This window comes from Pseudomonas grimontii (assembly GCF_007858185.1).
In the GTDB taxonomy this organism is placed as follows: domain Bacteria; phylum Pseudomonadota; class Gammaproteobacteria; order Pseudomonadales; family Pseudomonadaceae; genus Aquipseudomonas; species Aquipseudomonas grimontii.
Window position 1 is genome coordinate 292,858 of sequence record NZ_VFES01000004.1, and the last position, 25,410, is coordinate 318,267.

25 protein-coding genes are annotated in these 25,410 nt (G+C 62.8%); 14 read left to right on the forward strand and 11 right to left on the reverse strand.

Annotation, left to right across the window (positions count from 1 at the left end; genetic code table 11):
• Nucleotides 1-9 precede the first annotated feature (9 nt).
• From FIV39_RS09795 to FIV39_RS09805, 3 genes are read left to right on the forward strand one after another with little or no spacing between them, the layout of a single operon-like run.
• A complete protein-coding gene (locus tag FIV39_RS09795) occupies nucleotides 10-819 on the forward strand; it encodes a CheR family methyltransferase (RefSeq protein WP_090402934.1) in 810 nt (269 codons plus the stop codon).
• The gene (gene cheD, locus FIV39_RS09800; protein ID WP_090402936.1) at nucleotides 816-1,349 is read left to right on the forward strand and encodes a chemoreceptor glutamine deamidase CheD; all 534 of its coding nucleotides are present in this window, start codon (nucleotides 816-818) and stop codon (nucleotides 1,347-1,349) included. Before FIV39_RS09795 ends, cheD begins: the two co-directional genes overlap by 4 nt.
• Nucleotides 1,312-2,394: a protein-glutamate methylesterase/protein-glutamine glutaminase gene (locus FIV39_RS09805; RefSeq protein WP_090402938.1), complete on the forward strand. Its 1,083-nt coding sequence runs from the start codon at nucleotides 1,312-1,314 to the stop codon at nucleotides 2,392-2,394. The genes cheD and FIV39_RS09805 overlap by 38 nt, the downstream gene beginning before the upstream one ends.
• A gap of 20 nt (nucleotides 2,395-2,414) precedes the next feature.
• Here FIV39_RS09805 and FIV39_RS09810 read toward each other — a convergent pair whose 3' ends face one another.
• Nucleotides 2,415-3,302 (reverse strand): AraC family transcriptional regulator, encoded by an 888-nt coding sequence (locus FIV39_RS09810; protein WP_186731510.1) that lies wholly within the window; start codon nucleotides 3,300-3,302, stop codon nucleotides 2,415-2,417.
• A gap of 138 nt (nucleotides 3,303-3,440) precedes the next feature.
• Here FIV39_RS09810 and FIV39_RS09815 point away from each other — a divergent pair, with 138 nt between their 5' ends.
• From FIV39_RS09815 to FIV39_RS09835, 5 genes are all read left to right on the forward strand, one after another.
• The gene (locus tag FIV39_RS09815) at nucleotides 3,441-4,184 is read left to right on the forward strand and encodes an SDR family NAD(P)-dependent oxidoreductase (protein WP_090402941.1); all 744 of its coding nucleotides are present in this window, start codon (nucleotides 3,441-3,443) and stop codon (nucleotides 4,182-4,184) included.
• Between the two features lie 16 nt (nucleotides 4,185-4,200).
• Nucleotides 4,201-4,602, forward strand: a complete 402-nt coding sequence (locus tag FIV39_RS09820; protein ID WP_090402943.1) for a VOC family protein — start codon at nucleotides 4,201-4,203, stop codon at nucleotides 4,600-4,602.
• Nucleotides 4,599-5,576, forward strand: a complete 978-nt coding sequence (locus FIV39_RS09825) for a saccharopine dehydrogenase family protein (protein ID WP_090402945.1) — start codon at nucleotides 4,599-4,601, stop codon at nucleotides 5,574-5,576. Before FIV39_RS09820 ends, FIV39_RS09825 begins: the two co-directional genes overlap by 4 nt.
• 223 nt (nucleotides 5,577-5,799) lie before the next feature.
• Nucleotides 5,800-7,173 (forward strand): iron-containing redox enzyme family protein, encoded by a 1,374-nt coding sequence (locus tag FIV39_RS09830; protein WP_090409914.1) that lies wholly within the window; start codon nucleotides 5,800-5,802, stop codon nucleotides 7,171-7,173.
• Between the two features lie 11 nt (nucleotides 7,174-7,184).
• On the forward strand, nucleotides 7,185-8,129 hold the full coding sequence (locus FIV39_RS09835; protein ID WP_090402946.1) for a N5-glutamine methyltransferase family protein: 945 nt from the start codon (nucleotides 7,185-7,187) through the stop codon (nucleotides 8,127-8,129).
• A gap of 294 nt (nucleotides 8,130-8,423) precedes the next feature.
• Here the strand turns inward: FIV39_RS09835 and FIV39_RS09840 are convergent, their stop codons facing one another.
• Nucleotides 8,424-8,855 (reverse strand): hypothetical protein, encoded by a 432-nt coding sequence (locus FIV39_RS09840; RefSeq protein ID WP_090402948.1) that lies wholly within the window; start codon nucleotides 8,853-8,855, stop codon nucleotides 8,424-8,426.
• 165 nt (nucleotides 8,856-9,020) lie between these two features.
• On the opposite strand from FIV39_RS09840, the gene FIV39_RS09845 reads away from it, so the two are divergent.
• On the forward strand, nucleotides 9,021-10,022 hold the full coding sequence (locus FIV39_RS09845; protein WP_090402950.1) for an ABC transporter substrate-binding protein: 1,002 nt from the start codon (nucleotides 9,021-9,023) through the stop codon (nucleotides 10,020-10,022).
• 109 nt (nucleotides 10,023-10,131) lie between these two features.
• On the opposite strand, the gene FIV39_RS09850 is transcribed toward FIV39_RS09845, so the two are convergent.
• On the reverse strand, nucleotides 10,132-10,920 hold the full coding sequence (locus tag FIV39_RS09850) for an AraC family transcriptional regulator (protein WP_074847098.1): 789 nt from the start codon (nucleotides 10,918-10,920) through the stop codon (nucleotides 10,132-10,134).
• Nucleotides 10,921-11,004: 84 nt separating this feature from the next.
• Here FIV39_RS09850 and FIV39_RS09855 point away from each other — a divergent pair, with 84 nt between their 5' ends.
• Together FIV39_RS09855 and FIV39_RS09860 are read left to right on the forward strand one after the other, a co-directional pair.
• Complete coding sequence (locus tag FIV39_RS09855; protein ID WP_090402952.1) at nucleotides 11,005-12,003, forward strand: bile acid:sodium symporter family protein; 999 nt, start codon at nucleotides 11,005-11,007, stop codon at nucleotides 12,001-12,003.
• Between the two features lie 276 nt (nucleotides 12,004-12,279).
• The gene (locus FIV39_RS09860; RefSeq protein ID WP_090402953.1) at nucleotides 12,280-13,464 is read left to right on the forward strand and encodes a sugar transporter; all 1,185 of its coding nucleotides are present in this window, start codon (nucleotides 12,280-12,282) and stop codon (nucleotides 13,462-13,464) included.
• Nucleotides 13,465-13,741: 277 nt separating this feature from the next.
• Here FIV39_RS09860 and FIV39_RS09865 read toward each other — a convergent pair whose 3' ends face one another.
• The 8 genes from FIV39_RS09865 to FIV39_RS09900 form a co-directional block, all read right to left on the reverse strand.
• Nucleotides 13,742-14,053 (reverse strand): hypothetical protein, encoded by a 312-nt coding sequence (locus tag FIV39_RS09865; RefSeq protein ID WP_143513861.1) that lies wholly within the window; start codon nucleotides 14,051-14,053, stop codon nucleotides 13,742-13,744.
• A 142-nt stretch (nucleotides 14,054-14,195) separates the two neighbouring features.
• Entirely contained in the window at nucleotides 14,196-15,119 is a 924-nt protein-coding gene (gene tal, locus FIV39_RS09870; RefSeq protein WP_090402956.1) for a transaldolase, read from the reverse strand.
• Nucleotides 15,120-15,143: 24 nt separating this feature from the next.
• The gene (locus tag FIV39_RS09875; protein WP_090402959.1) at nucleotides 15,144-16,097 is read right to left on the reverse strand and encodes a sugar-binding transcriptional regulator; all 954 of its coding nucleotides are present in this window, start codon (nucleotides 16,095-16,097) and stop codon (nucleotides 15,144-15,146) included.
• Nucleotides 16,098-16,142: 45 nt separating this feature from the next.
• Nucleotides 16,143-16,943 carry an SDR family oxidoreductase gene (locus FIV39_RS09880; protein WP_090402961.1) on the reverse strand — a complete coding sequence of 267 codons (801 nt, stop codon included), beginning with the start codon at nucleotides 16,941-16,943 and terminating at the stop codon, nucleotides 16,143-16,145.
• 11 nt (nucleotides 16,944-16,954) lie between these two features.
• Entirely contained in the window at nucleotides 16,955-17,734 is a 780-nt protein-coding gene (locus tag FIV39_RS09885; protein ID WP_315899136.1) for an SDR family oxidoreductase, read from the reverse strand.
• A gap of 378 nt (nucleotides 17,735-18,112) precedes the next feature.
• Nucleotides 18,113-19,624 (reverse strand): sugar ABC transporter ATP-binding protein, encoded by a 1,512-nt coding sequence (locus FIV39_RS09890; protein WP_090402965.1) that lies wholly within the window; start codon nucleotides 19,622-19,624, stop codon nucleotides 18,113-18,115.
• A gap of 15 nt (nucleotides 19,625-19,639) precedes the next feature.
• Nucleotides 19,640-20,572, reverse strand: coding sequence for a sugar ABC transporter substrate-binding protein (locus tag FIV39_RS09895; protein ID WP_090402968.1), 933 nt, complete (start codon nucleotides 20,570-20,572; stop codon nucleotides 19,640-19,642).
• Between the two features lie 50 nt (nucleotides 20,573-20,622).
• On the reverse strand, nucleotides 20,623-21,630 hold the full coding sequence (locus FIV39_RS09900) for an ABC transporter permease (protein WP_027607262.1): 1,008 nt from the start codon (nucleotides 21,628-21,630) through the stop codon (nucleotides 20,623-20,625).
• Nucleotides 21,631-21,992: 362 nt separating this feature from the next.
• On the opposite strand from FIV39_RS09900, the gene FIV39_RS09905 reads away from it, so the two are divergent.
• From FIV39_RS09905 to FIV39_RS09915, 3 genes are read left to right on the forward strand one after another with little or no spacing between them, the layout of a single operon-like run.
• Complete coding sequence (locus tag FIV39_RS09905) at nucleotides 21,993-22,829, forward strand: transketolase (RefSeq protein ID WP_090402970.1); 837 nt, start codon at nucleotides 21,993-21,995, stop codon at nucleotides 22,827-22,829.
• Nucleotides 22,819-23,751, forward strand: coding sequence for a transketolase family protein (locus tag FIV39_RS09910; protein WP_065948089.1), 933 nt, complete (start codon nucleotides 22,819-22,821; stop codon nucleotides 23,749-23,751). The genes FIV39_RS09905 and FIV39_RS09910 overlap by 11 nt, the downstream gene beginning before the upstream one ends.
• Nucleotides 23,752-23,756: 5 nt before the next feature.
• On the forward strand, nucleotides 23,757-25,232 hold the full coding sequence (locus FIV39_RS09915; protein ID WP_090402976.1) for an FGGY family carbohydrate kinase: 1,476 nt from the start codon (nucleotides 23,757-23,759) through the stop codon (nucleotides 25,230-25,232).
• Nucleotides 25,233-25,410: the final 178 nt, after the last annotated feature.

Sequence of the window (25,410 nt, forward strand, 5' to 3'; positions counted from 1 at the left end):
GGCCCGATCATGCCAGACACCGCCTCCATCGATGATCGTGAATTCGGTCAGTTCCAGACCTGGCTGTACCGCGCGGCCGGTATCAACCTGTCGCCGGCCAAGAAAGCCCTGGTGGCCGGGCGCCTGTTCAAGCGCCTCAAGCACTATGAGCTGCAGAGCTATGGTGAGTATTTCAAGCTGATCATGAATGGTGAGCGCAAGGGCGAACTGCAGGTTGCACTGGATTTGCTGACCACCAACGAAACCTATTTTTTTCGCGAGCCCAAGCACTTCGAGTTCCTGCGTCAGCAGGTGCTGCCCCATGCCGCGCCGGGCAAGGTGTTTCGCGTGTGGAGCGCGGCCAGTTCCTCGGGCGAAGAGCCCTACAGCCTGGCGATGACGCTGGCCGAAAGCCTTGGCAGCACGCCCTGGGAAGTGACCGGCTCGGACATCAGCACCCAAGTGCTGGCCAAAGCGCGCACTGGCCATTACTCCATGGAACGCACCGAGACATTGCCCCAGCCGCTGCTGACCAAATACTGCCTCAAGGGCGTTGGCCGCCAGGAGGGCACCTTCCTGATCGACAAGGCCTTGCGTAACCGCGTCAAATTTGTCCAGGTCAACCTCAACGAAGCGCTGCCCGCCCTGGGGGAATTCGAGGTGATCTTCCTGCGCAACGTGATGATTTATTTCGATCAGCAAACCAAGAGCCAGGTGGTCGCGCGCCTGCTGCCGCTGCTCAAGCCCGGCGGCTACTTGATCATCAGTCACTCGGAAAGCCTCCACGGCGTCAATGACACCTTGAAGCTGGTGGCGCCGTCGATTTATCGCAAGCCATGAAAAAGCCTGTCGGTACGGCCGAAGTGGTCTTGGCACCTGGGCAGGTCAGCTTTGCGACGCGGTCGACGCGCCTGCGCACCTTGCTCGGTTCCTGCGTGGCGATCACGTTTTGGCACCCGCAACGGCTGATCGGCGGCATGTGTCACTTCATGCTGCCGGGGCGCCTGCGCGACCATCAGCCCCTGGATGGCCGATATGCCGACGAAGCCCTGGAACTGCTGCTGCGCCACGCCGAGGTCAATGACACGCATGCACGGGATTACCAGGTCAAGTTGTTCGGCGGCGGCAAGATGTTTCCCGAGCAGCAGCGCCGCCTGCCAACGCAGGATGTGGCCAGCCTGAATATTCGCGCGGCGCTGGACCTGGCTGAGCACTATCACCTGCACCTGACGGCCCAGGACATGGGCAGTACCGGTTACCGCACGATCATGTTCGACCTGTGGAACGGCAACGTCTGGGTCCGGCACCAACCAATGGGAATACTTCAACAAGATGCCTACCAAAAAAATCAGTGTGCTGCTCGTCGATGATTCGGCCGTGGTGCGCCAGGTACTGCTGGCGATTCTCAGCGATACGCCGGATATCCACGTCATGGGCGCCGCCTCCGACCCGATTTTCGCCATGGACAAGCTCGCCCGGGAATGGCCGGATGTGATCGTGCTGGACGTAGAAATGCCGCGCATGGACGGCATCACCTTTCTCAAGAAAATCATGAGCGAGCGGCCGACGCCGGTGGTGATCTGTTCCTCGCTGACCCAGAAAGGCGCGGAAACCTCCCTGCAGGCGCTGTCGGCGGGCGCTGTGGAAATCATCACCAAGCCCTCCACCGGGTTGAAGAGTTTCCTGATCGAGTCGGCGGCCGAGTTGGTGGCAGCGATCCGCGCCGCAGCGAACTCCAACGTCAGGAACCTGGGCAAGCGCAGCGCCAGCCCGGCGCCGTCACTGGCACCGGCCAGCAAGCTCACCGCCGATGCGATCCTGCCCGCCGCCAATGGCCATGCCATGGCGCAGACCACCGAACGTATCGTCGCCATCGGCACGTCTACCGGCGGTACGCAAGCGTTGGAGGCAGTACTGACGGCATTGCCGAGGGTGTGCCCAGGCATGGTGATCGTGCAGCACATGCCAGAAAAATTCACCGCCTCGTTTGCCGAGCGCCTCAACAGCGTGTGCGAGATCGAGGTGCGCGAAGCGCGCAACAACGACCGCATCCTGCCAGGCCTGGCGCTGATCGCCCCAGGCGGTAAGCACCTGATGGTCACCCGCAGCGGCGCCTATTATCACGCCCAGGTCATTGATGGACCGTTGGTCAACCGGCACCGGCCATCAGTGGATGTGCTGTTTCGCTCGGTGGCCAAGTTCGCCGGCAGGAACGCCACCGGCATTATCATGACCGGCATGGGCGACGACGGCGCGCGCGGACTCAAGGAGATGCTCGAGGCCGGAGCCGCCACGGTGGCCCAGGACGAGGCCAGTTGCGTGGTGTTCGGCATGCCCAAGGAAGCCATCAAGCTCAACGCGGCCCAGCGCATCATGGCGCTGGGGGATATCCATCAGGCGATCTTGTATAAGTGAAGTTGAGCGCTGGCCGGTGTTCACTGTCCTTTGCTCTGTGCCAGGATCCGCGCCGTGTCCCGCGCCGGTGGCAGCCCGAACACGCGCGCATAATCACGGCTGAACTGGGTCGCGCTTTCATACCCCACTTCAAACGCCGCCTTGGTCACGCTGCTTGCGCTGGCCAACATCAACATGCGCGCGTTTAACAGGCGCACGCGTTTCTGGTACTGCAACGGGCTCAAGTTGGTCACCGCCTTGAAGTGCCGGTGAAAGGCCGAAACACTCATCACCGCCTTCTGTGCCAAGGCCTCCACCCGGATCGGTTCGGCATAGTCCCGGCGTATCCACTGGATCGCCTGGCTGACCCGCGCCAGGGCGGTATCCGGCGCGGCGATTTCCCGCAGCATCCAGCCATGGGGACCTTGCAGCACGTGGTAGAGAATTTCCCGCTCATACACCGGCGCCAAGGCCGCGATGGCCACCGGGTCGCCCATCAGGCGCAGCATGCGCACCCAGGCGTCCATCAACGCAGGCGTCACCGTCGCCACTGAAAACCCCGCGTCCTGTTTTCCGCGACCGCTTGGCGCGGGCAGGTCATTGAGCAAGGTGGTGAGCACCGCCGGGTCCAGGGTCAGGCTGACCGCCAGGTAGGGTTCGCCCGTACTCGTCGGGTTGACCACGCCCACGGCGGGCAACTCGATGGACATCACAAAATACGTCGCCGGGTCGTAATGGAGCGTGCGGTCACCCACCGTCAGGGATTTGCTGCCCTGCAGGATCAGGTTGATCATCGGGTCATACACCGCCGCGAGCATATGCTCAGGAATCTCGCCCTGAACCATCGCCACCCGCGGGATACCGGTCTCGGTGCGGCGGTTTTCGGCCTTGGCGGCCAGGGTGCGCAGTTCGATCAATTGAGTATTCATGCTGGCCATGCTGTGCCTTCCTGCAGACCTTGCGCAAGCAAAAAGCAGAAACAGGCAGGATTGGAGTAGGAACGGCTGCGTCACAGGGGAGGGCGGTGGCTATTGTGGTCACTCGACTTTTCGACAGTGGAGCAAGCCATGAGCGTTATCGTGATTACCGGAGGCAGCCGTGGTATCGGCGCCAGCACCGCCGAACTGTGTGCCCGCCAAGGTCACGGCGTGATCCTCACTTACAACCGCAACCCCGAGGCGGCACGTGCGGTGGTCAGGCGCATCGAGTCGGCCGGCGGCAAAGCGGCGGCGCTGCAACTGGACGTCAGCGCTACCGGCACATTCGCAGCGTTCCGTGACGCCGTGGTGCAGACCCTGCGTACCACCTGGGGCGCGAACACCCTGGGCGGGCTGGTCAACAATGCCGGCTATGGCCTGTTCAACCCGCTTGAAAGCGTGACCGAAGCGCAATTCGACGGCCTGTTCAACGTCCATCTCAAGGGCCCGTTCTTCCTCACCCAGACCCTGCTGCCGCTGCTGGAAGAACACGCCAGCATCGTCAACCTCACCAGCGCCACCACCCGCGTTGCTACCGCCGGCGTGGCGCCGTATGCCGCGTTCAAGGGTGGCCTTGACGTGCTCACCCGCTACATGGCCAAGGAATTCGGCGAACGCCGTATCCGTGCCAACGCGGTGTCACCCGGCGCCATCCGCACCGAACTGGGCGGTGGCTTGAACGATGAGTTCGAAGCGCTGCTGGCCGGGCAAACCGCCCTCGGCCGTGTAGGCGAACCGGAAGACGTGGCACGGGTTATCGCCATGCTGCTGTCGGAAGAAGGCCGCTGGATCAATGCCCAGACAATTGAGGTCGCGGGCGGCTACATCATTTGAATCGCGAGGCTACAGCATGCTTGATCATCTCTTTCTTTCAGTCAGCGACATCCCGCGTTCCGTGGGTTTCTACACCGCCGCGCTGACGCCCCTGGGCATCACCGCTCGTCATGACTTCGATGGCAAGGACGGGCCTGCCGGTCACCCGGATCTCAAAGGGTTCGGAGCCCATGGCCGCATGTTTTTCTGGCTGCGCGAGGGTGTCGTTGAAGGCCGTTCGGTGCATGTGGGGTTCGTCGCCAGCAGCCGTGCCGAGGTCGACGCCGCCTATGCCGCCGCCCTGGCCCATGGCGCCCGCGATAACGGCGCGCCCGGCGCACGCTTGCACTACGACCCCAATTACTACGCCGCCAACGTACTGGACCCGGACGGGTACAGCCTCGAATTCGTCTACAAGAACTGGCAGCACACCCTATGAAGACCTTGATGATCTACGGCGCCACCGGCTATACCGGGCGCATGGCCGCCGAACACGCCAAAAAACTGGGCCTGGACCTGGTGATCGCCGGGCGCAATGCGGAAAGACTGGCGCCACTCGCGGCCCAACTCGACGTGCAATACCGCGTCTTCACCGCGCAGGCACCTACCGCTGAGGCCCTGGACGGTATCGATGTGCTGCTCAATGTCGCCGGGCCCTTCGCGCACACGGCGGGCACATTGATGCAGGCCTGTATCAAGGCCGGGGTCGATTACCTGGATATCACCGCCGAGATCAACGTCTATCGCTTGGCCGAACAACTCGGCACCGACGCCGCCGCAGCCGGCGTCATGTTGCTGCCCGGTGTTGGCTGGGACGTCGTGCCCACCGACTGCCTGGCCATGCACGTCGCCCAGCGCGTGCGGCAGCCCCAATCGCTGCGCATCGCCCTGCAAGTGCCGGGCTCGATGTCTCGAGGCTCGGCGCTGAGCGTTGGCGAAATCATCGGCGCGGGCGTTATGGCAAGGGTCGACGGCCAACTGATCGCGACCCCGGACGCCCAGCCCCAGCTATTGGACTTTGGCGATGGCCCGGTGCTGTGCGCGCCGCTGTCCTTCGGCGACCTGGTGACCGCCTGGCATTCCACCGCGATCCCGGATATTGCGATGTTCGTGCACATCAGTGGCGACGCCTTCCCCGAGGGTGACCTGTCGCAACTGCCCGACGGCCCCACGCAGGGCGAGCGTGACGCCCATCGCGCCCGCGCCATCGCCGAAGTGACCGGCGCGGATGGCAGCGTGGCGCGCTCGGTGATCGAGACCGTCAATGGCTACAGCTACACGCCCCTCGCCGCAGTAGAAGCCGCGCGACGGGTGCTTGGCGGCGAGCGCCGTAGCGGCTTTGAAAGCCCCGCACACCTGTTTGGCGTGGGCTTTGCCCAGACGATTGCAGGCACCCGCATCCTCGATTTCTAACCTCCAGGCAGTGCCGGTGGGCGTCTAGACCTTGAACCTTGGGTTATCCGTGCCTCGGGTGGCGTGGGCTACCAGCGACCACTGATCCGCACCCGCACAACCCCGATTGAATTTTCCGCATGCCCGCAGGTTCTGCATTTTAGACGCGTGTGGTGTTGAGCGCGCTTGCGGGGCCTCCATGTCGGGAGGCCTGGTTGTATCGGACTTTGCGGAAACTGCCATCATGACGCTTCTTACAGCGCTGTCGGGCCAACCGGCCTCCATCACACAACCGGGTCAGTACCAGCGGTTGTACCAACAACTGTATGGCGAAACCGCCGGCGCTGAAGAGGCTGCGCGGGCATTTGTTCGCGCGCAATTGGCGCACGTGCGCGCCGCACCCAGTGAGCTGCCCCCGATACCTGAACAACTGCCTGCCTGGATCGAACAGCGCTGCGCCGACGTTGCCCAGGCCTATGCCGATTACCTTGAGCAACGCCAGCAGGGCCGGCCGCGTCGCTACTTCCAGAATAAAGCCCATGCGTTGTATTTCCTGCAGCGTGTGGCGCCGACCAAACAGGTCGACGGTGCCTGGCTCAATGGCCTGCTGCGCTATTGGCACGACCCACGCTTCGACGGCTTGCTCACCACCTATCTCGAGGAGTTGGGCGATGGTGAAGCGGCGCAAAACCATGTGGTGATCTACCGCAAATTACTCAGCGAGCATGATGCCGACAGCGACGCCGGCCTTGAGGACGACCATTACCTGCAAGGTGCCCTGCAACTGGCGCTGGGCCTGTGCGCCGACGACTTCCTGCCGGAGGTCATCGGCTACAACCTGGGCTATGAGCAGCTGCCGTTGCACCTGCTCATCACCGCGTATGAGTTGAGCGAGCTGGGCATCGACCCGTATTACTTCACCCTCCACGTCACCATCGACAACGCCAGCAGCGGCCACGCCTGCAAGGCCGCGCAATCGGTGTTGAACCTGCTGCCATTGGGCGAGGGCAGGGAAGACTTCTACCGCCGGGTGGCCGAGGGTTATCGCCTGAATGACCTCGGCCCGGGGACCAACGCCGTTATCCACCCCTTCAACCTGCAGGACGAAGTGGTTGCCATGCTTGAGCGCAAGCGCACCTTCGGCCAGCACATGCATTCGGACTACTGCCGCTTTGAAGGCAAGACCGTCAACCAATGGCTGGCCCAGCCAGGGCAGATCGGCGCGTTTCTCCAGGCCCTGGAAGACAAGGGCTGGATCAAGCGCAACCAGGATCCGGCCGAGAGTCGCTTCTGGCAATTGATCGAAGGCGCGGGCGCGGCGATGTTCGGCGTGTTCAGCGGTTATGAGAAACAGCTGCTGCGCGATTGGATCGCGGGCGAGTGGATCAGCGCTCAACGCGTGGCGCCAGTAAGGCCTGGGCGCGGCAGCCGCTTCTCCCGCGAGCAGCACCGCCCGGTCGACCCGGACACCCAGGCGTTGGTGGATTCGCTGTGGAACCTGCCCGATGAGCAGCAGCTCAATGGGCTGATCCCGTGGCTGTCGGCGCGACGTCACTGTACGCCCGCCGGGCTGTATGCCACTCGCCGCTTTATCCAACTGCGTGCGCGCCTGCGCTAAGGAATTCGCCCATGTCTGCACAACAACTCGCCGACCGCGCCCTGCTGAACCTGGGGCGAGGCTTGAAGGAAAGTCGCTACCGGTTCATTACGCCAACGCCCTTGACCCATGAACGGTTTTTTCAGCGTATGGGGACGCCGTTGGCGAGGGACCTGCGCGATGTATTCGGCTGGTCGTTGCCGTTTGACGGCGAGCTGTTGCCCGAGGCGTTTCGTGAGGAGCTGCAGCAGGCCGATGTGGTCGAAAAACACGCTGCGCTGTGGCGCAGTGCGGTGCGTTGGTCAAGCCTGGACGACCTGCTGTTTGCCCACTCGGCGTACCCCACCACCCAAGCGGATGCGGTGTTTTTCGGGCCTGACAGCTATCGGTTTGCGCACCTGATCGAAGCTCATTTGCAACAGCGCTTCGAGCCGATCAAGCGCGCCGTCGACATCGGCTGCGGCGCCGGTGTAGGCGCGTTGGTGGTCGCCCGGGCGCGGCCTGACGCCGAGGTGCTGGCGGTGGACATCAACCCGCGCGCCCTGCGCCTGACGGCGGTGAATGCAGAGCTGGCCGGACTGGCGAACGTCACCGCGTACCACAGCGATGTGCTGGGCAGCGTTGAAGGGACGTTCGACCTGATCGTCGCCAACCCTCCTTATATGAATGACGATCGCCAGCGTGCCTACCGGCATGGCGGCGGGGCCCTGGGCGAGCAACTGTCGGTGCGCATCACCGCCGAATCCCTTGGGCGCCTGGCCCTGGGCGGCAGCCTGGTGCTCTACACCGGCGTGGCGATTGTCGCCGGGGAAGACCCGTTCCTGGCCGCCGTCAAGCCGTTGCTGGGCAGCGATGCGTTTGGTTGGACCTACCGCGAGCTGGACCCCGATGTGTTCGGCGAAGAACTGGCCAAGCCCGGCTATGAGCGTGTGGAGCGGATCGCAGTGGTGGCACTCACCGTCACCCGTTTGCGCTGACGCTCATCTATCCCCCGTAGCAGCTGCCGAGCGCAAGCGAGGCTGCGTCAGGCGCGCTGCCGATTCAAGCTCGAGCCGCGGCCAACGCTGCCTCGCCGGGGCTCGGCAGCTGCTACGAATGCCAACCCCCCGTAGCAGCTGCCGAGCGCAAGCGAGGCTGCGTCAGGCGCGCTGCCGATTCAAGCTCGAGTCGCGGCCGACGCAGCCTCGCCGGGGCTCGGCAGCTGATACGGGGTTTTACGCGGTGCTGGATAAGACGGTATCTACGCGACGATTTGATTCAGGGAGAAGGCGTCAGGCCGTGGCTTGTGGCTGCAGGTGCAACTCGCCGTCCACGTCCTTGGCCAAACCACTGGCCAGAAACAGAGGCGCCAGGCGCTTGTGCAATTGCGGTTCGACAAACTCCTTCACCGTCTCCAGCGCCAGCGCGCCACTCGAAGGCAGCTCGGCCTTGGTGTACGACAACCAGGCCTTTTTCAGTGCCATCAACACATCACTGCCCGCCGTGGAGGCAAAGCGGCGCTGGGTCGGTTTGCCGTCGAAGCTGAACGTGTGCTGGAACGCGTAACCGGCTTCATCACCGCCACTGGCGACGCAACGTATGCAGGTGCACGCGCCATCGCCGAAGGCGCTGCGCAGGTAGCTGTTGAAGTCCACCACGGGCTTGAGTGACAGGCGCTTATCCACCTCGAACAGGTCCCCGGTCATTTTTTCGTCAGTGTTCAACGTGCATTTCCTCGCAGTGTGCGGCTGTTTTTTCAAAGCGCGGCACAATACCAGCCGCGCGCCGTTTTGGGGGTATTTGCATAACAATAGACCCCGATATTCTTTTGCTGTCTAAAAAACCGCAGCTACGCTCCATCACCTTCTCGAAAACGCGGCAGATTCCCCATGACTTTCAAGCGTTCCTCCCTGACTCTTTTGGTCGCCGCCAGCGCGTTGCTCAGCCACGGTGCCCAGGCCGAGGGCAAGATCAGCATCGCCCAGCAATTCGGTATCGGCTACCTGATCCTCGATGTGGTGCGTGACCAGCACCTGATCGAAAAACACGGCAAGGCCCAGGGCCTGGACATCCAGGTCGAATGGAACAGCATTTCCGGCGCCACCGCCATGAATGAATCGCTGCTGGCCGGTGCCCTGGATGTGGTGTCCGCCGGTGTGCCGCCGATGCTCACCCTGTGGGACCGTACCAAGGGCAAGCAGAACGTCAAGGCCATCGCCTCGTTAGGCTCGATGCCCAACTACCTGCTGACCAACAACCCCAAGGTGAAGACCCTCAAGGACTTCAGCGAGAAAGACCGCATCGCCGTGCCCGCCGCTGGCGTGGGTTTCCAGTCGCGGACCTTGCAGATCGAAACCGCCAAGCAGTTCGGCGATGCCAACTACAAGAAATTCGATGACATCTCCATCAGCCTGGCGCACCCCGACGCCACCGCCGCGTTGATTGCCGGTGGTTCGGAGATCAACGCGCACTTCTCCAGCCCGCCGTTCCAGTACCAGGAACTGTTGAACCCCAACGTGCACAAGGTGCTCAGTTCCTACGACATCCTCGGCGGCCCGGCGACGTTCAACGTGCTGTACACCACGCAGAAATTCCACGACGAAAACCCCAAGACCTACCAGGCGTTCTACGCCGCGTTGGCCGAAGCCGAGCAGATCATCAAGGCCGACAAGCCCGCAGCGGCCAAGGCGTACATCCGCGTAGAACAGTCGAAGCTGCCATTGGACCTGGTGGAAAAAATCGTCCAGGACCCGGAAATCGACTTCACCATCGTGCCGCAGCGTACCTATATCTATGCCGAGAAATTGCAGGAATTGGGCGTACTGAAAAACAAGGCGGCGAGCTGGAAGGACTACTTTTTTGAAGAGGCTCATGGCGGTAACGGCAGCTGAACGTCGATCCCCATTGGAAATACGCTCAACTTTGTGGGAGGGGGCTTGCCCTAATACCGGTCAGTTAAGGAGGAACACTGTAACTGTGGCGCGTTCAGCGTTTGAAGTGTCAGCGGAAGAACTCACCCGGCGTGGCATCGAACTGCTGCCGAAACGCGTTGATAAACGCCGAGGTGGACTCATAGCCACAGTTCAACGCCACATCCGTCACCCGCTCGCCTTGCTCCAGGGCGGGCAGGGCGCTCAGTAACCTTAAACGCTGGCGCCAGGCCCGAAACGTCAGGCCGGTGTCACGCAAGAACAACCGGCTCAGCGTCTTCTCACTCACCCCTAGCTTCTGGCTCCAGTGCCCCAGGGTGGTCTGCTGTTCCGGGTGCAGGTTCAGGCTGCGATAGATTTGCCGCAGGCGCGGGTCCAGCGGCAAGGGCAGCATCAGGTCCACCTGGGGCGCTGCCGCTAACTGGTCCAGCACCACCTGGGCCAAGCGCCCATCCGGGCCATCCTCGGCATATTCCACCGGCAGCTCGCTGAAACTGCGGATCAACTCGCGCAGCAGGCTGCTTACCTCCAGCACCTGGCAGCGCTCTGCGGCCCAGGCGGTGACGCTGCAATCAAGGTACAGGCTGCGCATCTCGGTATGGGGCGAGCTGTACACCCGATGCGGCATGCCCGCCGGGATCCACACTGCACGCTGGGGCGGCGCAACGAAGCGGCCGGCGCTGGTCTGGATCTCCAGCACCCCGGAAATCGCGTAGGACAATTGCACCCACGGGTGGCTGTGCCGCCGGGTCAGCGCGCGGTTGGGCAGCGATTCAGTGCGCCCATACACCGGCCGTGGCAGGCTGGAAAGCCCAGGCACACTGCGGCGCACGGTATTGGCATGTCCTTTAGGCGGCATTTACTGGCTCATTGGCGTTAGTCGGTAACAAGCCGTTACGTTAGAGTCGCGATGACGCTCTTGGCAACCCCGGAAGATTCGCTTATGACTCGCCCCCGTTTTCTGCCCGACAACTTCACCCTGACCCTGATCGCCACGGTGATCCTCGCCTCCCTGCTGCCCGCCAGCGGCCAGACCGCCGTGGCCTTCGGCTGGGTCACCAACCTGGCCATCGCGCTGCTGTTTTTCCTGCACGGCGCCAAGCTGTCGCGCCAGGCCATCGTCGCCGGTGCCGGCCACTGGCGCCTGCACCTGCTGGTGTTCAGCCTGACCTTTGTGCTGTTCCCACTACTGGGCCTGGCGCTCAAACCGCTGTTGTCGCCGCTGATCGGTAAAGACCTGTACATGGGCATGCTCTACCTCTGCGCCTTGCCGGCCACGGTGCAATCGGCAATTGCCTTCACCTCGCTGGCGCGCGGCAACATCCCGGCGGCGATCTGCAGCGCGGCGGCCTCCAGCCTGTTCGGCATCTTCCTGACGCCGTTGCTGGTGACGCTGTTGCTCAATGTGCACGGAGAAGGCAGCTCCACGGTCGATGCGATCCTGAAAATCAGCGTGCAACTGCTGCTGCCGTTCATTGCCGGGCAGATCGCCCGCCGCTGGATCGGTGCGTGGGTGGGGCGCAATAAAGCCTGGCTGAAGTTCGTCGACCAGGGCTCGATCCTGCTGGTGGTGTACGGCGCGTTCAGCGAAGCGGTCAACGAAGGCATCTGGCACCAGATCCCGCTGTGGGAACTGGGCGGTCTGGTGGTGGCCTGCTGCGTGTTGCTGGCGCTGGTGTTGGTGGCGTCCACCGTGCTGGGCAAGGCCTTTGGTTTTAACCAGGAAGACCGCATCACCATCCTGTTCTGCGGTTCGAAGAAAAGCCTGGCCACTGGCGTGCCGATGGCCCAGGTGCTGTTCGCCGGGGCGAGCCTGGGCGTACTGATTCTGCCGTTGATGCTGTTTCACCAGATCCAGTTGATGGTCTGTGCGGCCTTGGCGCAGCGTTATGCCAAGCGGCCGGAAAGCATTCCGCAACTGATGGGGCAGGTGGATCCGTGATCCGTTGAATCCGGGGGTGCGACAAATGCGCGCAGTGTCCCGGTGATGGACGTCAAGGGGTGTGCCGACACCGGCCAGCGGTATGTGCCGGTGGGCTGCGCAGGCCAGCCGATTCTGCCGGGGAAGTACGTGGTTACCGTGACCACGCCGTGACAAAACCGAGGGTATTTTGAGGGGGATGAGCGTCAACAGACGGCCGAGAAACCTATAGAATGCCAGGCGGCGGCGCTTGTCCTGGGTGGCCGCCTGATCATCGCCAGAGTACCTCGCCCTTCAATGAGCCATTCAGCCGCAACCCCCCAAGCCAACTGGCAACCGGTCATCGCTCTGGCGCTGGCCGCGTTTGTGTTCAACACCACCGAATTCGTCCCCGTCGGCCTGCTCAGCGCGATTGGCGCCAGCTTCGACATGCCCGTGTCCAGCGTCGGCCTGATGCTCACCATCTACGCCTGGATCGTGTCCCTGACCTCGCTGCCGGTGATGCTGCTGACCCGCAACATCGAGCGGCGCAAGCTGCTGATCGTGCTGTTCTGCATGTTTATCGCCAGCCACATCTTGTCCAGCGTCGCCACCAGCTTCGGCCTGTTGATGGTCAGTCGCGTCGGCATTGCCTTGTCCCATGCACTGTTCTGGTCGATCACCGCCTCCCTGGCGGTGCGCCTGGCGCCGGAAGGCAAGCAGGTGCAAGCCCTCGGACTGCTCGCCACCGGCACGTCCCTGGCGATGGTGCTGGGCATTCCCCTGGGCCGCCTGCTCGGCGAAGCCATGGGCTGGCGCACCACGTTCCTGGTGATCGGTGCTTTCGCCGCCGCCCTGGTGTTCTGGCTGGCGCGCACCTTGCCGTTGCTGCCGAGCCAGAACTCCGGCTCCCTGCGCAGCCTGCCGCTGCTGTTCAAGCGCCCGGCGCTGGTGGCGCTGTACGTGCTCACCGCGATGACCGTGACCGCGCAATTCACCGCCTACAGCTACATCGAACCCTTCGTCGAAGGCGTGGCCGGCATGAGCGGCAGCGCGGTGACCCTGATCCTGCTGGTGTTCGGCGGCGCAGGCATCATCGGCTCGCTGCTGTTCAGCCTGGTGCACCGCTTCAATCCCCACCTGTTCGTGGTCGGCGCCGTGTTTATCCTGGCCGCGTGCCTGGCGCTGATGCTGCCGTTGAGCGGTGCGGAGTCGTACCTGGTGACCCTGAGCATTTTCTGGGGCATGGCGATCATGGGTTTCGGCCTCGCCATGCAATCGAAGGTGCTGGTGCTGGCCCCGGACGCCACCGACGTGGCCATGGCGATGTTCTCCGGCATCTACAACATCGGCATCGGCGGCGGCGCCCTGATGGGCAGCTGGGTCGGCAGCCAGTTCGGCTATGCCTGGGTCGGCGCGGCGGGCGGGTTGCTGGCGGTGCTGGCGTTGGTGGGGTATTGCCTGGCGATTCGGCGGTTTGGGACGGGTGAGGCCCAGAGCTGACATAGAGGGCGGCCATAAGGTCGCCCGTTTTCATTTACCCCATGCTCCCCTGCAACCTGCGTCCAATCACATCGAGTAAATCGCAGCCGGTGTCTACTACCGTTACCGCTACCTCGACGGCGCGGTCAAATCGGTGCCGATGCCGATTGAAAACATGGCAGCGCAATCCGTTGCCCCAATGCGGGAATAACGCCGCGCCGCCAAACCTCAGATGGACGGGGACGAATCAATTTAACCGTCTGGAATAGACCGGTCCCCTTGAAGAAATGTTCGCGCACTACTTGTTGGGGGCCTTTACGGTCACTGTGCCCCAATGGTGTTTTTCGACAGGGTAGGTGCTCTCTCTCGCATAACGACCATACACCTCATATTCGCCTGGCTTGGTCGTAGGGTGAACGTTAATGAAAAGCGCATCCTCTACAAAGCGCTCCACGCCGAACTGCGAGGATGGGGTGCCTTGGAACGTCACACCGAAAACTCCGGTCAAGGAATGAGTGCCCTCGGTGTTGAGATGAATGGATTGGCCAGGCTCTACATCTGGCGGGAGAGCCTTGACTGCTTTTGTCATGTTGGGAACTGATTCTTTCATGTCGCACCTCGTCAAGTTTCAGATTGCCATCAGTGCCAGTCTCGGACACTGCCGACAATCTGAAACTAAGAGAGGGGGGCCACAGGGTCTACTGTCATAATTGACAGTGCCGACCAGCGGTTGCAGCGGCGCCCTTTGGCGCTCAGACGTTACCCAGAAGTTGTTCCAGCTTTTCTTGATCCCGCGCAAACTGCCGAATCCCTTCCGCCAACTTCTCAGTGGCCATCGCATCTTCATTCGAGGCCCAGCGGAACTGCGCTTCGTTCATTGGCTGACGCGCTTCGCCTTCGGTCACCGGCACCAATTTGCGCTCCAGCTTGCCCTGGTCTTCGTCGAGCTTCTGCAGCAGCTCCGGGCTGATGGTCAGGCGATCACAACCCGCCAGCTGTTCGATCTGGCTGAGGGTGCGGAAGCTCGCGCCCATCACCACGGTGTTGATCTGGTTGGCCTTGTAGTAGTTGTAGATGCGCGTCACCGATTGCACGCCTGGGTCATCAACGCCGGTGTAGTCCAGGCCGGTGTTCTTGCGGTACCAGTCGTAGATGCGGCCCACGAATGGCGAGATCAGGAACACCCCTGCATCGGCGCACGCGGCGGCCTGGGCGAAGGAGAACAGCAGGGTGAGGTTGGTCTGGATGCCGGCTTTTTCCAGGCGCTCGGCGGTGCGGATGCCTTCCCAGGTGGAAGCCAGTTTGATCAGCACGCGGTCGCGGCTGATACCGGCCTGGTCGTACAGGGCGATCAGCTGGTTGGCCTTGGCCCACAGCGCGTCTTCATCGAAGGACAGGCGCGCGTCGACTTCGGTGGAAATACGCCCGGGGATGACCTTCAAAATGCCGGCACCGACGGACACCGCGAAGTGGTCGCAGGCCAGGCCGACGTCGCCTTTGGCTATGTTGACGGCATTGCGCAGCAGCTCGGCGTATTCCGGGATGGCGGCGGCCTTGAGCAGCAGCGACGGGTTGGTGGTGGCGTCCACCGGGCGCAGGCGGCTGATGGCTTCGAGGTCGCCGGTGTCGCAGACCACGGTGGTGAATTGCTTGAGTTGTTCGAGCTTGGACGTCATGAGCGGCAGTCTCCAGAAATAGGGTTAGTGGTTCAGGGCCTGTGCGGTGTCCAGGTCGGTGATCAGGATGTCCAGGTAACCGCCCTTGAGCGCGCCACGAATGGCCTGGACCTTGTTCAGCCCGCCGGCCAGGCCGAGCACGCGGTGGATACCGCGCAGCTTGGGCAGCGCCACCGAGACCACGAATTCTTCATCTTCTTCCAGCACCGGCTTGCCCTGGGCATCGAAGTAGCGCAGGCAGATGTCGCCCACCGCGCCACGCTCGGCCAGCAGGCGCAGCATGTCCTCGGTGTAGTAGTTGCCGCTGTTGCGCAGCAGCTGCGAGGGTTCCAGGTCGCCGATGCCGACGATCGCCAGGGTGATGCTGTCAAAGCGTTGCAGCACCTCCTTGACCTCTTCCATCTGCACGATGCGTTGCTTGCTCTGCACCGATTGCTCGATGCTTTGCGACGGCAGCAAATACGCCGGGCAGTTGAGCAGGGTGGCCAGGCGTTGGGTGAGGAGGGTGGCTTCAAACGCGCCTTTGTTGCCGACGCCGCCCAACAGTTGTACCACTTCCTGGGCACCTTGTTTGCCCGGTTGGGCATGCAAGTGGCCGACCATGGCGCGAATGGTGCTGCTCCACGACGAAATGCCGATATGGTCCTGGGGCGACAGGCTGGTCTCCAGGTAATGCGCAGCTGCCGAGCCGATGGCTTGCTTGATGCTTTCATCGTTGCCGGGCTCGGTGGCTTCCACCACGATCACCTGGCGCACGTCGTAGCGGCGTTGCAATTGGTTTTCCAGCTCCAGGTGCAGGCCTTGCAGGCGCATCACGCTGATCTTCACCACGCCTTCCTGCAGTGCCCGGCGCAGGGCGCGGCTGATAAAGGATTGGGACAGGTCCAGCTGGGCGGAAATCTCGGACTGCTTGAGCCCTTCTTCGTAATAGAGGCTCGCGATCTTGGTGATCAGGCGCTGTTCTTCGATCTGGCTCATGAAAGCCTCGGTTGTTGACACAATGGCCGTGAGGATACCAAACCCTTACGACATGATCAGGCCGCCGTCGATATTGATCGCCTGGCCGGTCAGGTAGGCCGCGTCATCCGAGGCCAGGAACGCCACCAAACCGGCGACATCCGAGGGCTTGCCGGCCCGGCGCAGGGGGATGTTCTTGACCCATTCGGCCATCAATTCACCCTTGCCGTAGCGTTTTTCGTCGGTGCTGAGGATCTCGCCCCACACGCGGTCGTTGTAGTCCCACATCTCGCTTTCGATGATGCCGGGGCAGAATGCGTTGACGGTGATGTTATGCCGCGCCAGTTCCAGCGCCAGGCTCTGGGTAATGCCGATCACGCCCATTTTGCTCGCGGCGTAGTGCGGGGTGTAGATAAACCCCTGGCGGCCCTGGCCGGACGAGGTGTTGATCAAGCGCCCACTGCCTTGTTTGACCATGTACTTGGCCGCTTCCCGGCAGCCCAGCCACACGCCGGTGGTGTTGACCTGCAGCACCTTGTCGAAGTCGGCGCGGGGCATTTTGTCGTAGTGGTCGATGGTGATGATGCCGGCATTCTGCACCGACACGTCGATGCTGCCGAAGCGCGCGTGGCCTTCGCGGTAGAGCGTTTCGATGTCGTCTTCGCTTGTCACGTCGATGCCCAGGGCCAGGGTGTCGACGTTGTATTCCCGGGCCAATTGGTCGGCGGTGAACGTCACACGCTCCAGGTCGTTGGAGGCCAGCACCAGGTTGGCGCCTTCCTGGGCGAAGCGCTCGGCAATGCCGGCACCAATGCCACGGCAGGCGCCGGTAATCACGATGGTTTTACCGCTGAAACGTTGCGACATGACAAAACTCCTTACCAGCAGACAAAACCACCATCGACCAACAGGTCGACACCGGTGCAGAAAGACGACGCCTGGCTGACCAGGAAAATCGCCGGGCCGACCATTTCTTCCACGCTGGCCATGCGGCCCATGGGCGTGGTCTGTTCAAAGATCTTCACCTGGTCGGCGACTTCCGGGCGGGAGTTCATCGGCGTGGCGGTGTAGCCGGGGCTGATGCAGTTGACGCGCAGGCCCTTGTCGGCCCATTCCATCGCCAGGCTTTTGCTCAGGTGGATCACCCCGGCCTTGGAGGTGTTGTAGTGCGCCTGCAACAGCCCGCGGTTAACGATGCTGCCGGACATGGAGGCGATATTGACGATGGCGCCCTTGCCACGCGGCAACATCACCGCGGCCTGGGCCTGGCAACTGAGGAAGATACCGGTGAGGTTGATGTCCAGAGTGGTTTGCCAGCGTTGCAGCTCCAGGTCTTCGGCGGCCTGGGCATTGGCGATGCCGGCGCAGTTGACGGCGACACTGAGTGGGCCGAGGTCTTGTTCGGTTTGCGCGACGGCTGCATCCAGGGCGGCGCGCTCGGTGACGGTACCGCTCAACGCCAAGGCGCGACGGCCCAGGGCCTGGATGCGTTCTACCGTGCTGGCAATGCCGGGGCTGCCCGGAAGATCAAAGCAGGCTACATCCGCGCCCGCTTCGGCGAGCCCGACGGCGATAGCCTGGCCAATCCCGCTGCCGGCGCCGGTGACAAAGGCCACTTGGCCCTGAAGACTAAAAAGTTGCATGAATAACTCCGTTATTTGAAATCACAGTGGACCCCGTGGGAGGGGCGGTGCGACGACTCGACTTGCTCCCGATGGCAGTGATTCAGTTACAGATGCATCTACTGACACTCCCTCATCGTGGGCAAGCCCCCTCCCACATTTGGATCTTTGTAGGTCTTTGCTTATGCGGTGGCCATCACCGCAACCGGGATGGCCTCGCCGCGATCCAGAATCCCCGTCTAAAAAGTTGCCTGGATAACTCCAATCTTGAAGTCACAGTGATCTCCTGTGGGAGGGGCGGTGCGACGATTCGACTTGCTCCCGATAGCAGTGGTTCAGTGACAGATGCATCTACTGACACTCCCTCATCGGGGGCAAGCCCCCTCCCACAGTTGGATCTTTGTAGGTCTTTGCTTATGCGGTGGCCATTTCCATCACCGACACCGGCGTCGCCTCGCCACGCTCCAGAATCCCCATCTGCCGCCCTCGGCTCATCACCATCACCCGATGGGACAACCCCAGCACTTCATCCAGGTCGGAACTGACCACAATCACCGCCATGCCCTTGGCCGCCAGATCCGCGATTACTTCATAAATCGCCGCCCGGGCGCCCACGTCGATGCCGCGTGTCGGCTCATCGAGGATGAACACCTTGGGATTGCGCGCCAGCCACTTGGCAATGATCACCTTCTGCTGGTTACCGCCAGACAGGCTGGAAATCCGCGACTGCGGTGCACCTTTCACCCCCAGCCGCGCCACCGCCGTGCGTGCAAATTCGCGCAGTGGGGCAGGGAACACCCAACCGCGCTTATCGAGCAAATCGGTGTTGCCATAAATCAGGTTGTCTTCGATGCGATGTTCCACCACCACGCCTTGCTGCTTGCGGTCTTCCGGCACCAGCACCACGCCGGCCTGGATCGCCTCGAAGGGCGAGCGCAACTGGCGGACCTCGCCATCCAACACCATATGGCCGCGAATATCCTGGGCCGCACCGGCAATGGTGCGCACCAGCTCGGTTCGCCCGGCGCCGACCACCCCGGCAATGCCGAATACCTCGCCGGCGCGCACGTTGAAGTCGATGCCATGCAGGGCAAATTCGCGACAACTCAAGTCTTTGACCTGCAACATCACGTGGTCCTGCGGCGCTTGCAACGCCGGGAAGATCCGCTCCAGGCTGCGCCCGACCATCTGCTCCACCAACTCACGCACCGGCACCTGGGCTGTGGCGTGCAGGGCGATCTGGCGACCGTCGCGCAGCACCAGCACGCGGTCGGCGATGCGTGCGATTTCTTCCAGGCGGTGGCTGATATAGATAAACGACACGCCCTCGGCTTTCAGCCGTTCCACCTGCTTGAACAGCAGTTCGGTTTCCTCGCCACCCAATGCGGCGGTGGGTTCATCGAGGATCAACAGGCTGGCCTTCAGCGTCAGCGCCTTGGCGATCTCCACCAGTTGCTGGGCCGCCACGCTCAGGCCTTCGACCTTGCGCGAGGCCGGCACCCTGAGCCCCAGGCGTTCAAGTTGGATCTGCGCCTGGGCCTCCATGTACTCGCGGTCCACCCGCCCACGACGCATGGGCAGACGGCCGACGAAGATATTCTCGGCGATCGACAATTGCGGCAGCAGGCGGATTTCCTGGTGGATCAGGCCGATCCCGGCCCCCAGCGCGGCCCCCGGTGAAGCGGGTGCGTAGGGCGCGCCGAGCCAGGTCATGCTGCCCCCGGCTTCCGGTTGCACCAGCCCGGCGATGATCGACGACAAGGTCGACTTGCCCGCGCCGTTTTCACCGAGCAAGGCCAGTACTTCACCGGGGCGAATGTCCACGTTGACCTGCGACAACACCTGCACCGGCCCGTAGGCCTTGCTGATATTGCGCAGGCACAGCACCGCGTCAGATTGAGCGGTGTCCACAGCGGCTGCTTGCATGACGACCTCCAAGGCTTACGGGTGCTGTTGCAGGAACGGCGCGACGTTTTCTTTGGTGGTCAGCACGGTGGGCAACAACTGCTCCTTGGGCAAGGTCTTGCCGGCTTTGAGGTCGATGGCCGAGGCCACGGCCAGGCGCCCCATTTTCTGCGTCTGCTGGGTCATGGTTGCGTCCAGCACACCGCTTTGCACGGCCTTGAGCCCGGCCACATCACCGTCGAAACCGACCACGACCACCTTGTGATCGAGGTTGCCGACTTTCACCGCCTGGGCAGCGCCCAAGGCCATGGCGTCCGCACGGCCGAAGAACACGGTGATGTTCGGGTCACGCTGGAGCAGGTCCTGGGCCACCGCGAAGCCTTTGTCCTGGGCCCATTCGGCCGGTTGCTGGGCGACGACCTTGAGGTCCGGGAAGGCTTTCAGGCCCTCCTCAAACCCCTTGGCGCGATCATTCTCCGGCGTGGTACCGATCTGGCCTTGCAGGATCGCAATGCGGCCTTTGCCGTCGGTGATCTTGCCCACGTACTCGGCCAGGGTCTTGGCGCCAGCCACGCTGTCGCTGGCGATAAAGGTGTCGCCCGGTGCGTCGGGGGCGTTGCGGTCCACGGCGATCACCGGGATACCCGCAGCCTTGGCGGCTTTCACCGGCACACCGGCGGCGGTGGCACCGGCCGGGATGTAGATCAGCACATCGATCTGGCGGGTGATCAGGTCTTCAATCTGGCTGACCTGGGTGGACGAGTTGCCCTGGGCGTCCACGGTGATCACCTTGACCCCCTTGGCCTTGCCCTCGGCTTCCACCGATTGCTTGATCTGGTTGAAGAAGTCGGCCTGCAGGTTGGCCACGGCCAGGCCGATGGTCAAATCCTTGGCCCAGGTGGTGCCGGCAGCGGTGAGGGTGGCGGCGGCGAGAGCGGTGGCCAACAGCAATTTCTTGGGGCTGAACATGTCGGTGACTCCTGGTTTTATTGTTGGAGGGTGTCAACTGTCGAACAGGTTTAACGGGCAGTGCTGGAGCGGCGTCGCAGGGTGTCGATGGTGACGGCGAGGGCGATGACCACACCGATTACCACTTGTTGAATAAAGGGCGAAACTCCCAGCAGGTTGAGGCCATTGCGCAATACGCCAATGATCAGCACGCCCACCAGGGTGCCGCCGATGCTGCCGACGCCACCACTGAGGCTGGCGCCGCCAATCACCACGGCGGCGATGGCGTCCAGCTCCAGGCTCAGCCCGGCGCTCGGTTGCGAGGAGTCCAGGCGCGCGGCCAGGGTCACGGCGGCGATGCCGGCCAGCGCACCGCTGATGGCGTACACCCACAAGGTAATCGCACGCACCTTGATGCCCGACAACCGCGCCACTTCCGGGCTGCCGCCCATGGCGTAGAGGTTGCGGCCACCGGCACGAAAGCGCAGGAACACCCAGGCCACCACCAGCATCACCAGGAACAGGCCCACGGTGGCCGAGAGGAAACCAAAGTGGCGCACCGTGGCCAGGCTGGTGAACCAGTCCGGGTAGCCGACGATCTGCCGGCCTTCGGTAAGGATATTCGCCAGGCCACGGGCCACCGACATCATGGTCAGCGTGGCAATAAAGGGTGGCAGCTTGGCGTAGGTGATCAACGCGCCGGAGACCAGCCCGGCGAGCATGCCGCTGGCAATCGAGATCGGAATCGCAAAGCCCAGTGGCACCGCCTGATCCTGATACAGCCAGCCGAGCATCATCATCGAGAAGGCCAGCACCGAACCAACCGACAGGTCGATGCCGCCGATCACGATCACCGCTGTCATGCCGATCGCCAGGATGCCCAGCACCGTGACCTGATCAAGGATGTTCAGGCCATTGCGCAATGAGAAGAAGAATTCGGAACTGAAGGAGAAGACCAGCACCAGCAGCACCAGCCCGATCAACGGGCCGCCAATGTTGCTGGGCAGCAGTTTCACAATACGTGGGCGGGGTGGCGGCTTGAGTTCGGCCGGGTGCTGGACAATAGCTTTGGCGTCCACAGTGTTCTCCTGAGTTATTTTTTTTGGAGTGCTTTCAGGCGTCTTGAATATTTATGCGTGCCTGACTGTTAATTCAGATTCCAGTGACACCGTGTCAAAGTCAAGCGCTTAATTTTTCTTGTGTGCCTCTTATCCGATGTTTTTGCACGGCGCAAAGCCACGGGCTAGATAAGCCGGCGTAGGATTTTGGCCGTTTGTCCGAGGGGTTTTTCCGGGGTTTATTTGATTTTTCGGCGGTTCGCTCACTTGACCTGCTGGAGGATCGGCGTCTAAATAGAAATATATTGTCACTGCTGAATAAATATTCAAAGACAGCCTTGGACACTTTTACCCCGCGTGGTCAGCCTCAAAGGAGCCGCTGCATGAATGCCTTCCAGTACGACGCCCACCAGATCAAGGAACAGGCCCGCCTGATCCGTCGCCATGTGATCCGCCTGAACGCCGACTCACCGGCCGGCGGCCACACCGGGGCGGATCTTTCCGAAACCGACATCCTCGCCACTCTGTATTTCCGCATCCTCAACACCGGCCCGGAACGCACCGAAGACCCCGAGCGCGATATTTATATCCAGAGCAAGGGCCACGGCGTCGGCGGTTTGTACTGCTGCCTGGCGCAGGCGGGCTACATCCCCACCGAGTGGCTGCCCACCTACCAGCACTTCAACTCGCATTTGCCCGGCCACCCGGTACGCCAGAAAACCCCAGGCATCGAACTGAACACCGGCGCCCTCGGCCACGGTTTGCCGGTGGCGGTCGGGCTGGCCTTGGCGGCGAAGATGTCCGGCAGCAAAAAATGCATCTACGTGCTGACCGGCGACGGCGAACTGGCCGAAGGCTCCAATTGGGAGGCGGCGATGGCGGCGGCCAAGTACGGCCTGGATAACCTGTTTGTGATCGTCGACAAGAACAAGCTGCAACTGGCGGGGTTGACCGCCGACATCATGCCGCTGGACCCGCTGGACGTGAAATGGGCGGCCTTCGGCTTCCGCGTCAGCGAGTGCGACGGTAACGATGTCGGCCAATTGATCGAGGCCCTGGAAACCATGCAGACCAAGACCGGCGCGCCCCAGGTGCTGATCGCCCACACCATCAAAGGCAAGGGCGTGTCGTTTATCGAAGCCCGCCCCGAATGGCACCACCGCGTGCCCAAGGGTGATGAAATCAACGCAGCACTGGAGGAGTTGAACCATGGCGAGTGAACATTTGGCGAGCGTCATGGTGCAAGCGTTTATCGCTGCCGTCGATGCCGGGCTGGACGTGGTGCCGGTGGTCAGCGACTCCACCTCCACGGCCAAGATCGGCCCGTTTGCCCAGCGTTTCCCCGAACGCTTGATCAACGTCGGCATTGCCGAGCAATCCTTGGTCAGCGTCGCGGCGGGCCTGGCCCTGGGCGGCAAGATCGCCGCCACCTGCAACGCGGCGCCGTTCCTGATCTCGCGGGCCAATGAGCAGATCAAGGTGGACGTCTGCTACAACCAGGCCAACGTGAAGATGTTCGGCCTGAATGCCGGCACCAGTTATGGCCCGCTCGCCAGCACCCACCACAGCCTCGACGATATTTCGGTGATGCGCGGATTTGGCAATGTGCAGATCTTCGCCCCGGCCGATGCCGTCGAGTGCCGGCAGATCGTCGATTACGCGCTGCGCTACCACGGCCCGGTGTATATCCGCCTCGACGGCAAAGCCTTGCCCGATGTGCACGGCGCCGACTATCAATTTGTGCCCGGTCAGGTCGACATCCTGCGCCAGGGCGCCGATGTGAGCATCGTGGCCCTGGGCTCGGTGGTGCATGAGGCGGTGGATGCGGCGGCGTTGCTGGCGGAGCAGGGCATCCAGGCGCAGGTGATCAACCTGTCGTCGATCCGGCCCTTGCAGCGTGATGTGTTGCTCAGCGCCTTGAGCGGCACGCGCGCGGTTATCAGCGTGGAAGAACACAACATCAATGGCGGCGTCGGCAGCCTGGTCGCCGAAGTGCTGGCCGAAGCCGGGTTGGGCATTGCCCTGATCCGCCTGGGTATCGGCGATGGCGAGTACGCCGCCGCCGGGGCCCGCGAACCGACCCGCGCCTTGCATAACATCGACGCGGCTGGGATCGTGGCGGCTGCCACTCGGTTGCGGTGAACTCAATGAATAACAACACCCCGCTGATCCTGGCGATAGATGAAGGCACCAGCAACGCCAAGGCGGTGCTGGTCAACGAACTTGGCCAGGTGATTGCGCGCGGTTCGCGGCCCTTGAGCATCAGCCATCCCCAGGCCGGGTTTTCCGAGCAGGACCCGCTGCTGATCTGGCAAAACACGTTGGCGGCGATTGAAGAATGCCTGGCCCAGGTGGATCGTCCGATCACGGCACTCGCGATCAGCAACCAGCGTGAATCGGTGGTGGCCTGGGACCGTCGCAGCGGCGCGCCGCTGTCGCCGTGCATCAGTTGGCAATGCCGTCGTTCCAGTGCGTTGTGCACCCAGTTGCATGCGCAGGGCCATGAAGCGCTGATCCTGGAAAAGACCGGGCTGGCGTTGGACCCGATGTTCTCGGCGGGCAAGTTCCGCTGGATTCTCGATCACCTTGAGGATGGCCATGCCCGCGCCGCTGCCGGGGAGATCTGCCTGGGCACGGTTGATAGCTGGCTGTTGTGGCAACTCAGCGGCGGCCAGGTGTTCGCCACCGACTATTCCAACGCCGCGCGCACCCAACTGTTCAACCTGCACACCTGCGCCTGGGATCCTGAGCTTTTGGCGCTGTTCGGCATTCCTGCTGCGGCCCTGGCGCCGATCCAGCCGAGCGCCGGTTTCTTCGCCGAAACCGTCGCGTTGGGCGGCTTGCCCGCCGGTATCCCGGTGATGTCGATGATCGGCGACTCCCATGCGGCGCTGTACGGGCAGGGCGGTTTTGCTCCGGGGCTGGTCAAGGCCACCCTCGGCACCGGTTCGTCCTTGATGACGCCCATGAGCGGGCCGATTGCCTCCACCCATGGCCTGTCGACCACCCTGGCCTGGCACGACGGCAGCCAACCTACTTTCGGCATGGAAGGCAATATCGTCCATACCGGCGCTGCCGTGCAGTGGGCGTCGAAGCTGGTGGCGGGAGAAACCCTGGATACGCTGACCGAACAGGCCGCGCAACTGCCGGATAACGGCGGCGTGTATTTTGTCCCGGCGCTGTCCGGCCTCGGCGCACCGCACTGGAAGGCCGACGCCCGTGGGCTGATCTGCGGGTTGACCGAAGCCACGTCCGGCGCGCACATCCTGCGCGCGTCGCTGGAGTCCATCGGCTATCAGATTCGCGATGTGTTCGAGGCCATGCAGCAAGACATCGGCAGCCCGCTCAAGGAACTGTGGGTGGATGGCGGCGCCACGCGCAACCGCTGGCTGATGCAGTTTCTGGCCAACCTGCTGCAACGCCCGGTGGTGCGCAGCCTGTCGCCGGAGGTATCGGCATTGGGCGCGGCTCATTTGGCGGGCAGGGCGCTGGGCGTGTGGGCGAGTGATACGGCGCTGGGGCAGTTGGAGCGCCAGCGCGAGCGGTTTGAGCCGCAGGAGGATCCGGCGATGGCAGGGCGTTACGCAGAGTGGAAAAAGGCTTTAGCCCGCACACTCCTCTAACGGCATATGCAAATTAACTGTGGGAGGGGCGATGCGACGATTCGACTTGCCCTCGATGAACATGAGTGTCTACACAACTTCAATAGAATAGTGCGTAGCAGCTGTCGAGCCTTGGCGAGGCTGCGTCAGGCGCGCTGCCGATTCAGGCTCGAGGCGCGGCCGACGCAGCCTCGCTTGC

What these genes read in the sequence shown, in the direction of transcription:
- FIV39_RS09795 (WP_090402934.1), top strand. Translation starts at nt 10, where the DNA reads ATGCCAGACACCGCCTCCATCGATGATCGTGAATTCGGTCAGTTCCAG.
- cheD (WP_090402936.1), top strand. Translation starts at nt 816, where the DNA reads ATGAAAAAGCCTGTCGGTACGGCCGAAGTGGTCTTGGCACCTGGGCAG.
- FIV39_RS09805 (WP_090402938.1), top strand. Translation starts at nt 1,312, where the DNA reads ATGCCTACCAAAAAAATCAGTGTGCTGCTCGTCGATGATTCGGCCGTG.
- FIV39_RS09810 (WP_186731510.1), bottom strand. Translation starts at nt 3,302, where the DNA reads ATGAATACTCAATTGATCGAACTGCGCACCCTGGCCGCCAAGGCCGAA.
- FIV39_RS09815 (WP_090402941.1), top strand. Translation starts at nt 3,441, where the DNA reads ATGAGCGTTATCGTGATTACCGGAGGCAGCCGTGGTATCGGCGCCAGC.
- FIV39_RS09820 (WP_090402943.1), top strand. Translation starts at nt 4,201, where the DNA reads ATGCTTGATCATCTCTTTCTTTCAGTCAGCGACATCCCGCGTTCCGTG.
- FIV39_RS09825 (WP_090402945.1), top strand. Translation starts at nt 4,599, where the DNA reads ATGAAGACCTTGATGATCTACGGCGCCACCGGCTATACCGGGCGCATG.
- FIV39_RS09830 (WP_090409914.1), top strand. Translation starts at nt 5,800, where the DNA reads ATGACGCTTCTTACAGCGCTGTCGGGCCAACCGGCCTCCATCACACAA.
- FIV39_RS09835 (WP_090402946.1), top strand. Translation starts at nt 7,185, where the DNA reads ATGTCTGCACAACAACTCGCCGACCGCGCCCTGCTGAACCTGGGGCGA.
- FIV39_RS09845 (WP_090402950.1), top strand. Translation starts at nt 9,021, where the DNA reads ATGACTTTCAAGCGTTCCTCCCTGACTCTTTTGGTCGCCGCCAGCGCG.
- FIV39_RS09850 (WP_074847098.1), bottom strand. Translation starts at nt 10,920, where the DNA reads ATGCCGCCTAAAGGACATGCCAATACCGTGCGCCGCAGTGTGCCTGGG.
- FIV39_RS09855 (WP_090402952.1), top strand. Translation starts at nt 11,005, where the DNA reads ATGACTCGCCCCCGTTTTCTGCCCGACAACTTCACCCTGACCCTGATC.
- FIV39_RS09860 (WP_090402953.1), top strand. Translation starts at nt 12,280, where the DNA reads ATGAGCCATTCAGCCGCAACCCCCCAAGCCAACTGGCAACCGGTCATC.
- FIV39_RS09865 (WP_143513861.1), bottom strand. Translation starts at nt 14,053, where the DNA reads ATGAAAGAATCAGTTCCCAACATGACAAAAGCAGTCAAGGCTCTCCCG.
- tal (WP_090402956.1), bottom strand. Translation starts at nt 15,119, where the DNA reads ATGACGTCCAAGCTCGAACAACTCAAGCAATTCACCACCGTGGTCTGC.
- FIV39_RS09875 (WP_090402959.1), bottom strand. Translation starts at nt 16,097, where the DNA reads ATGAGCCAGATCGAAGAACAGCGCCTGATCACCAAGATCGCGAGCCTC.
- FIV39_RS09880 (WP_090402961.1), bottom strand. Translation starts at nt 16,943, where the DNA reads ATGTCGCAACGTTTCAGCGGTAAAACCATCGTGATTACCGGCGCCTGC.
- FIV39_RS09890 (WP_090402965.1), bottom strand. Translation starts at nt 19,624, where the DNA reads ATGCAAGCAGCCGCTGTGGACACCGCTCAATCTGACGCGGTGCTGTGC.
- FIV39_RS09895 (WP_090402968.1), bottom strand. Translation starts at nt 20,572, where the DNA reads ATGTTCAGCCCCAAGAAATTGCTGTTGGCCACCGCTCTCGCCGCCGCC.
- FIV39_RS09905 (WP_090402970.1), top strand. Translation starts at nt 21,993, where the DNA reads ATGAATGCCTTCCAGTACGACGCCCACCAGATCAAGGAACAGGCCCGC.
- FIV39_RS09910 (WP_065948089.1), top strand. Translation starts at nt 22,819, where the DNA reads ATGGCGAGTGAACATTTGGCGAGCGTCATGGTGCAAGCGTTTATCGCT.
- FIV39_RS09915 (WP_090402976.1), top strand. Translation starts at nt 23,757, where the DNA reads ATGAATAACAACACCCCGCTGATCCTGGCGATAGATGAAGGCACCAGC.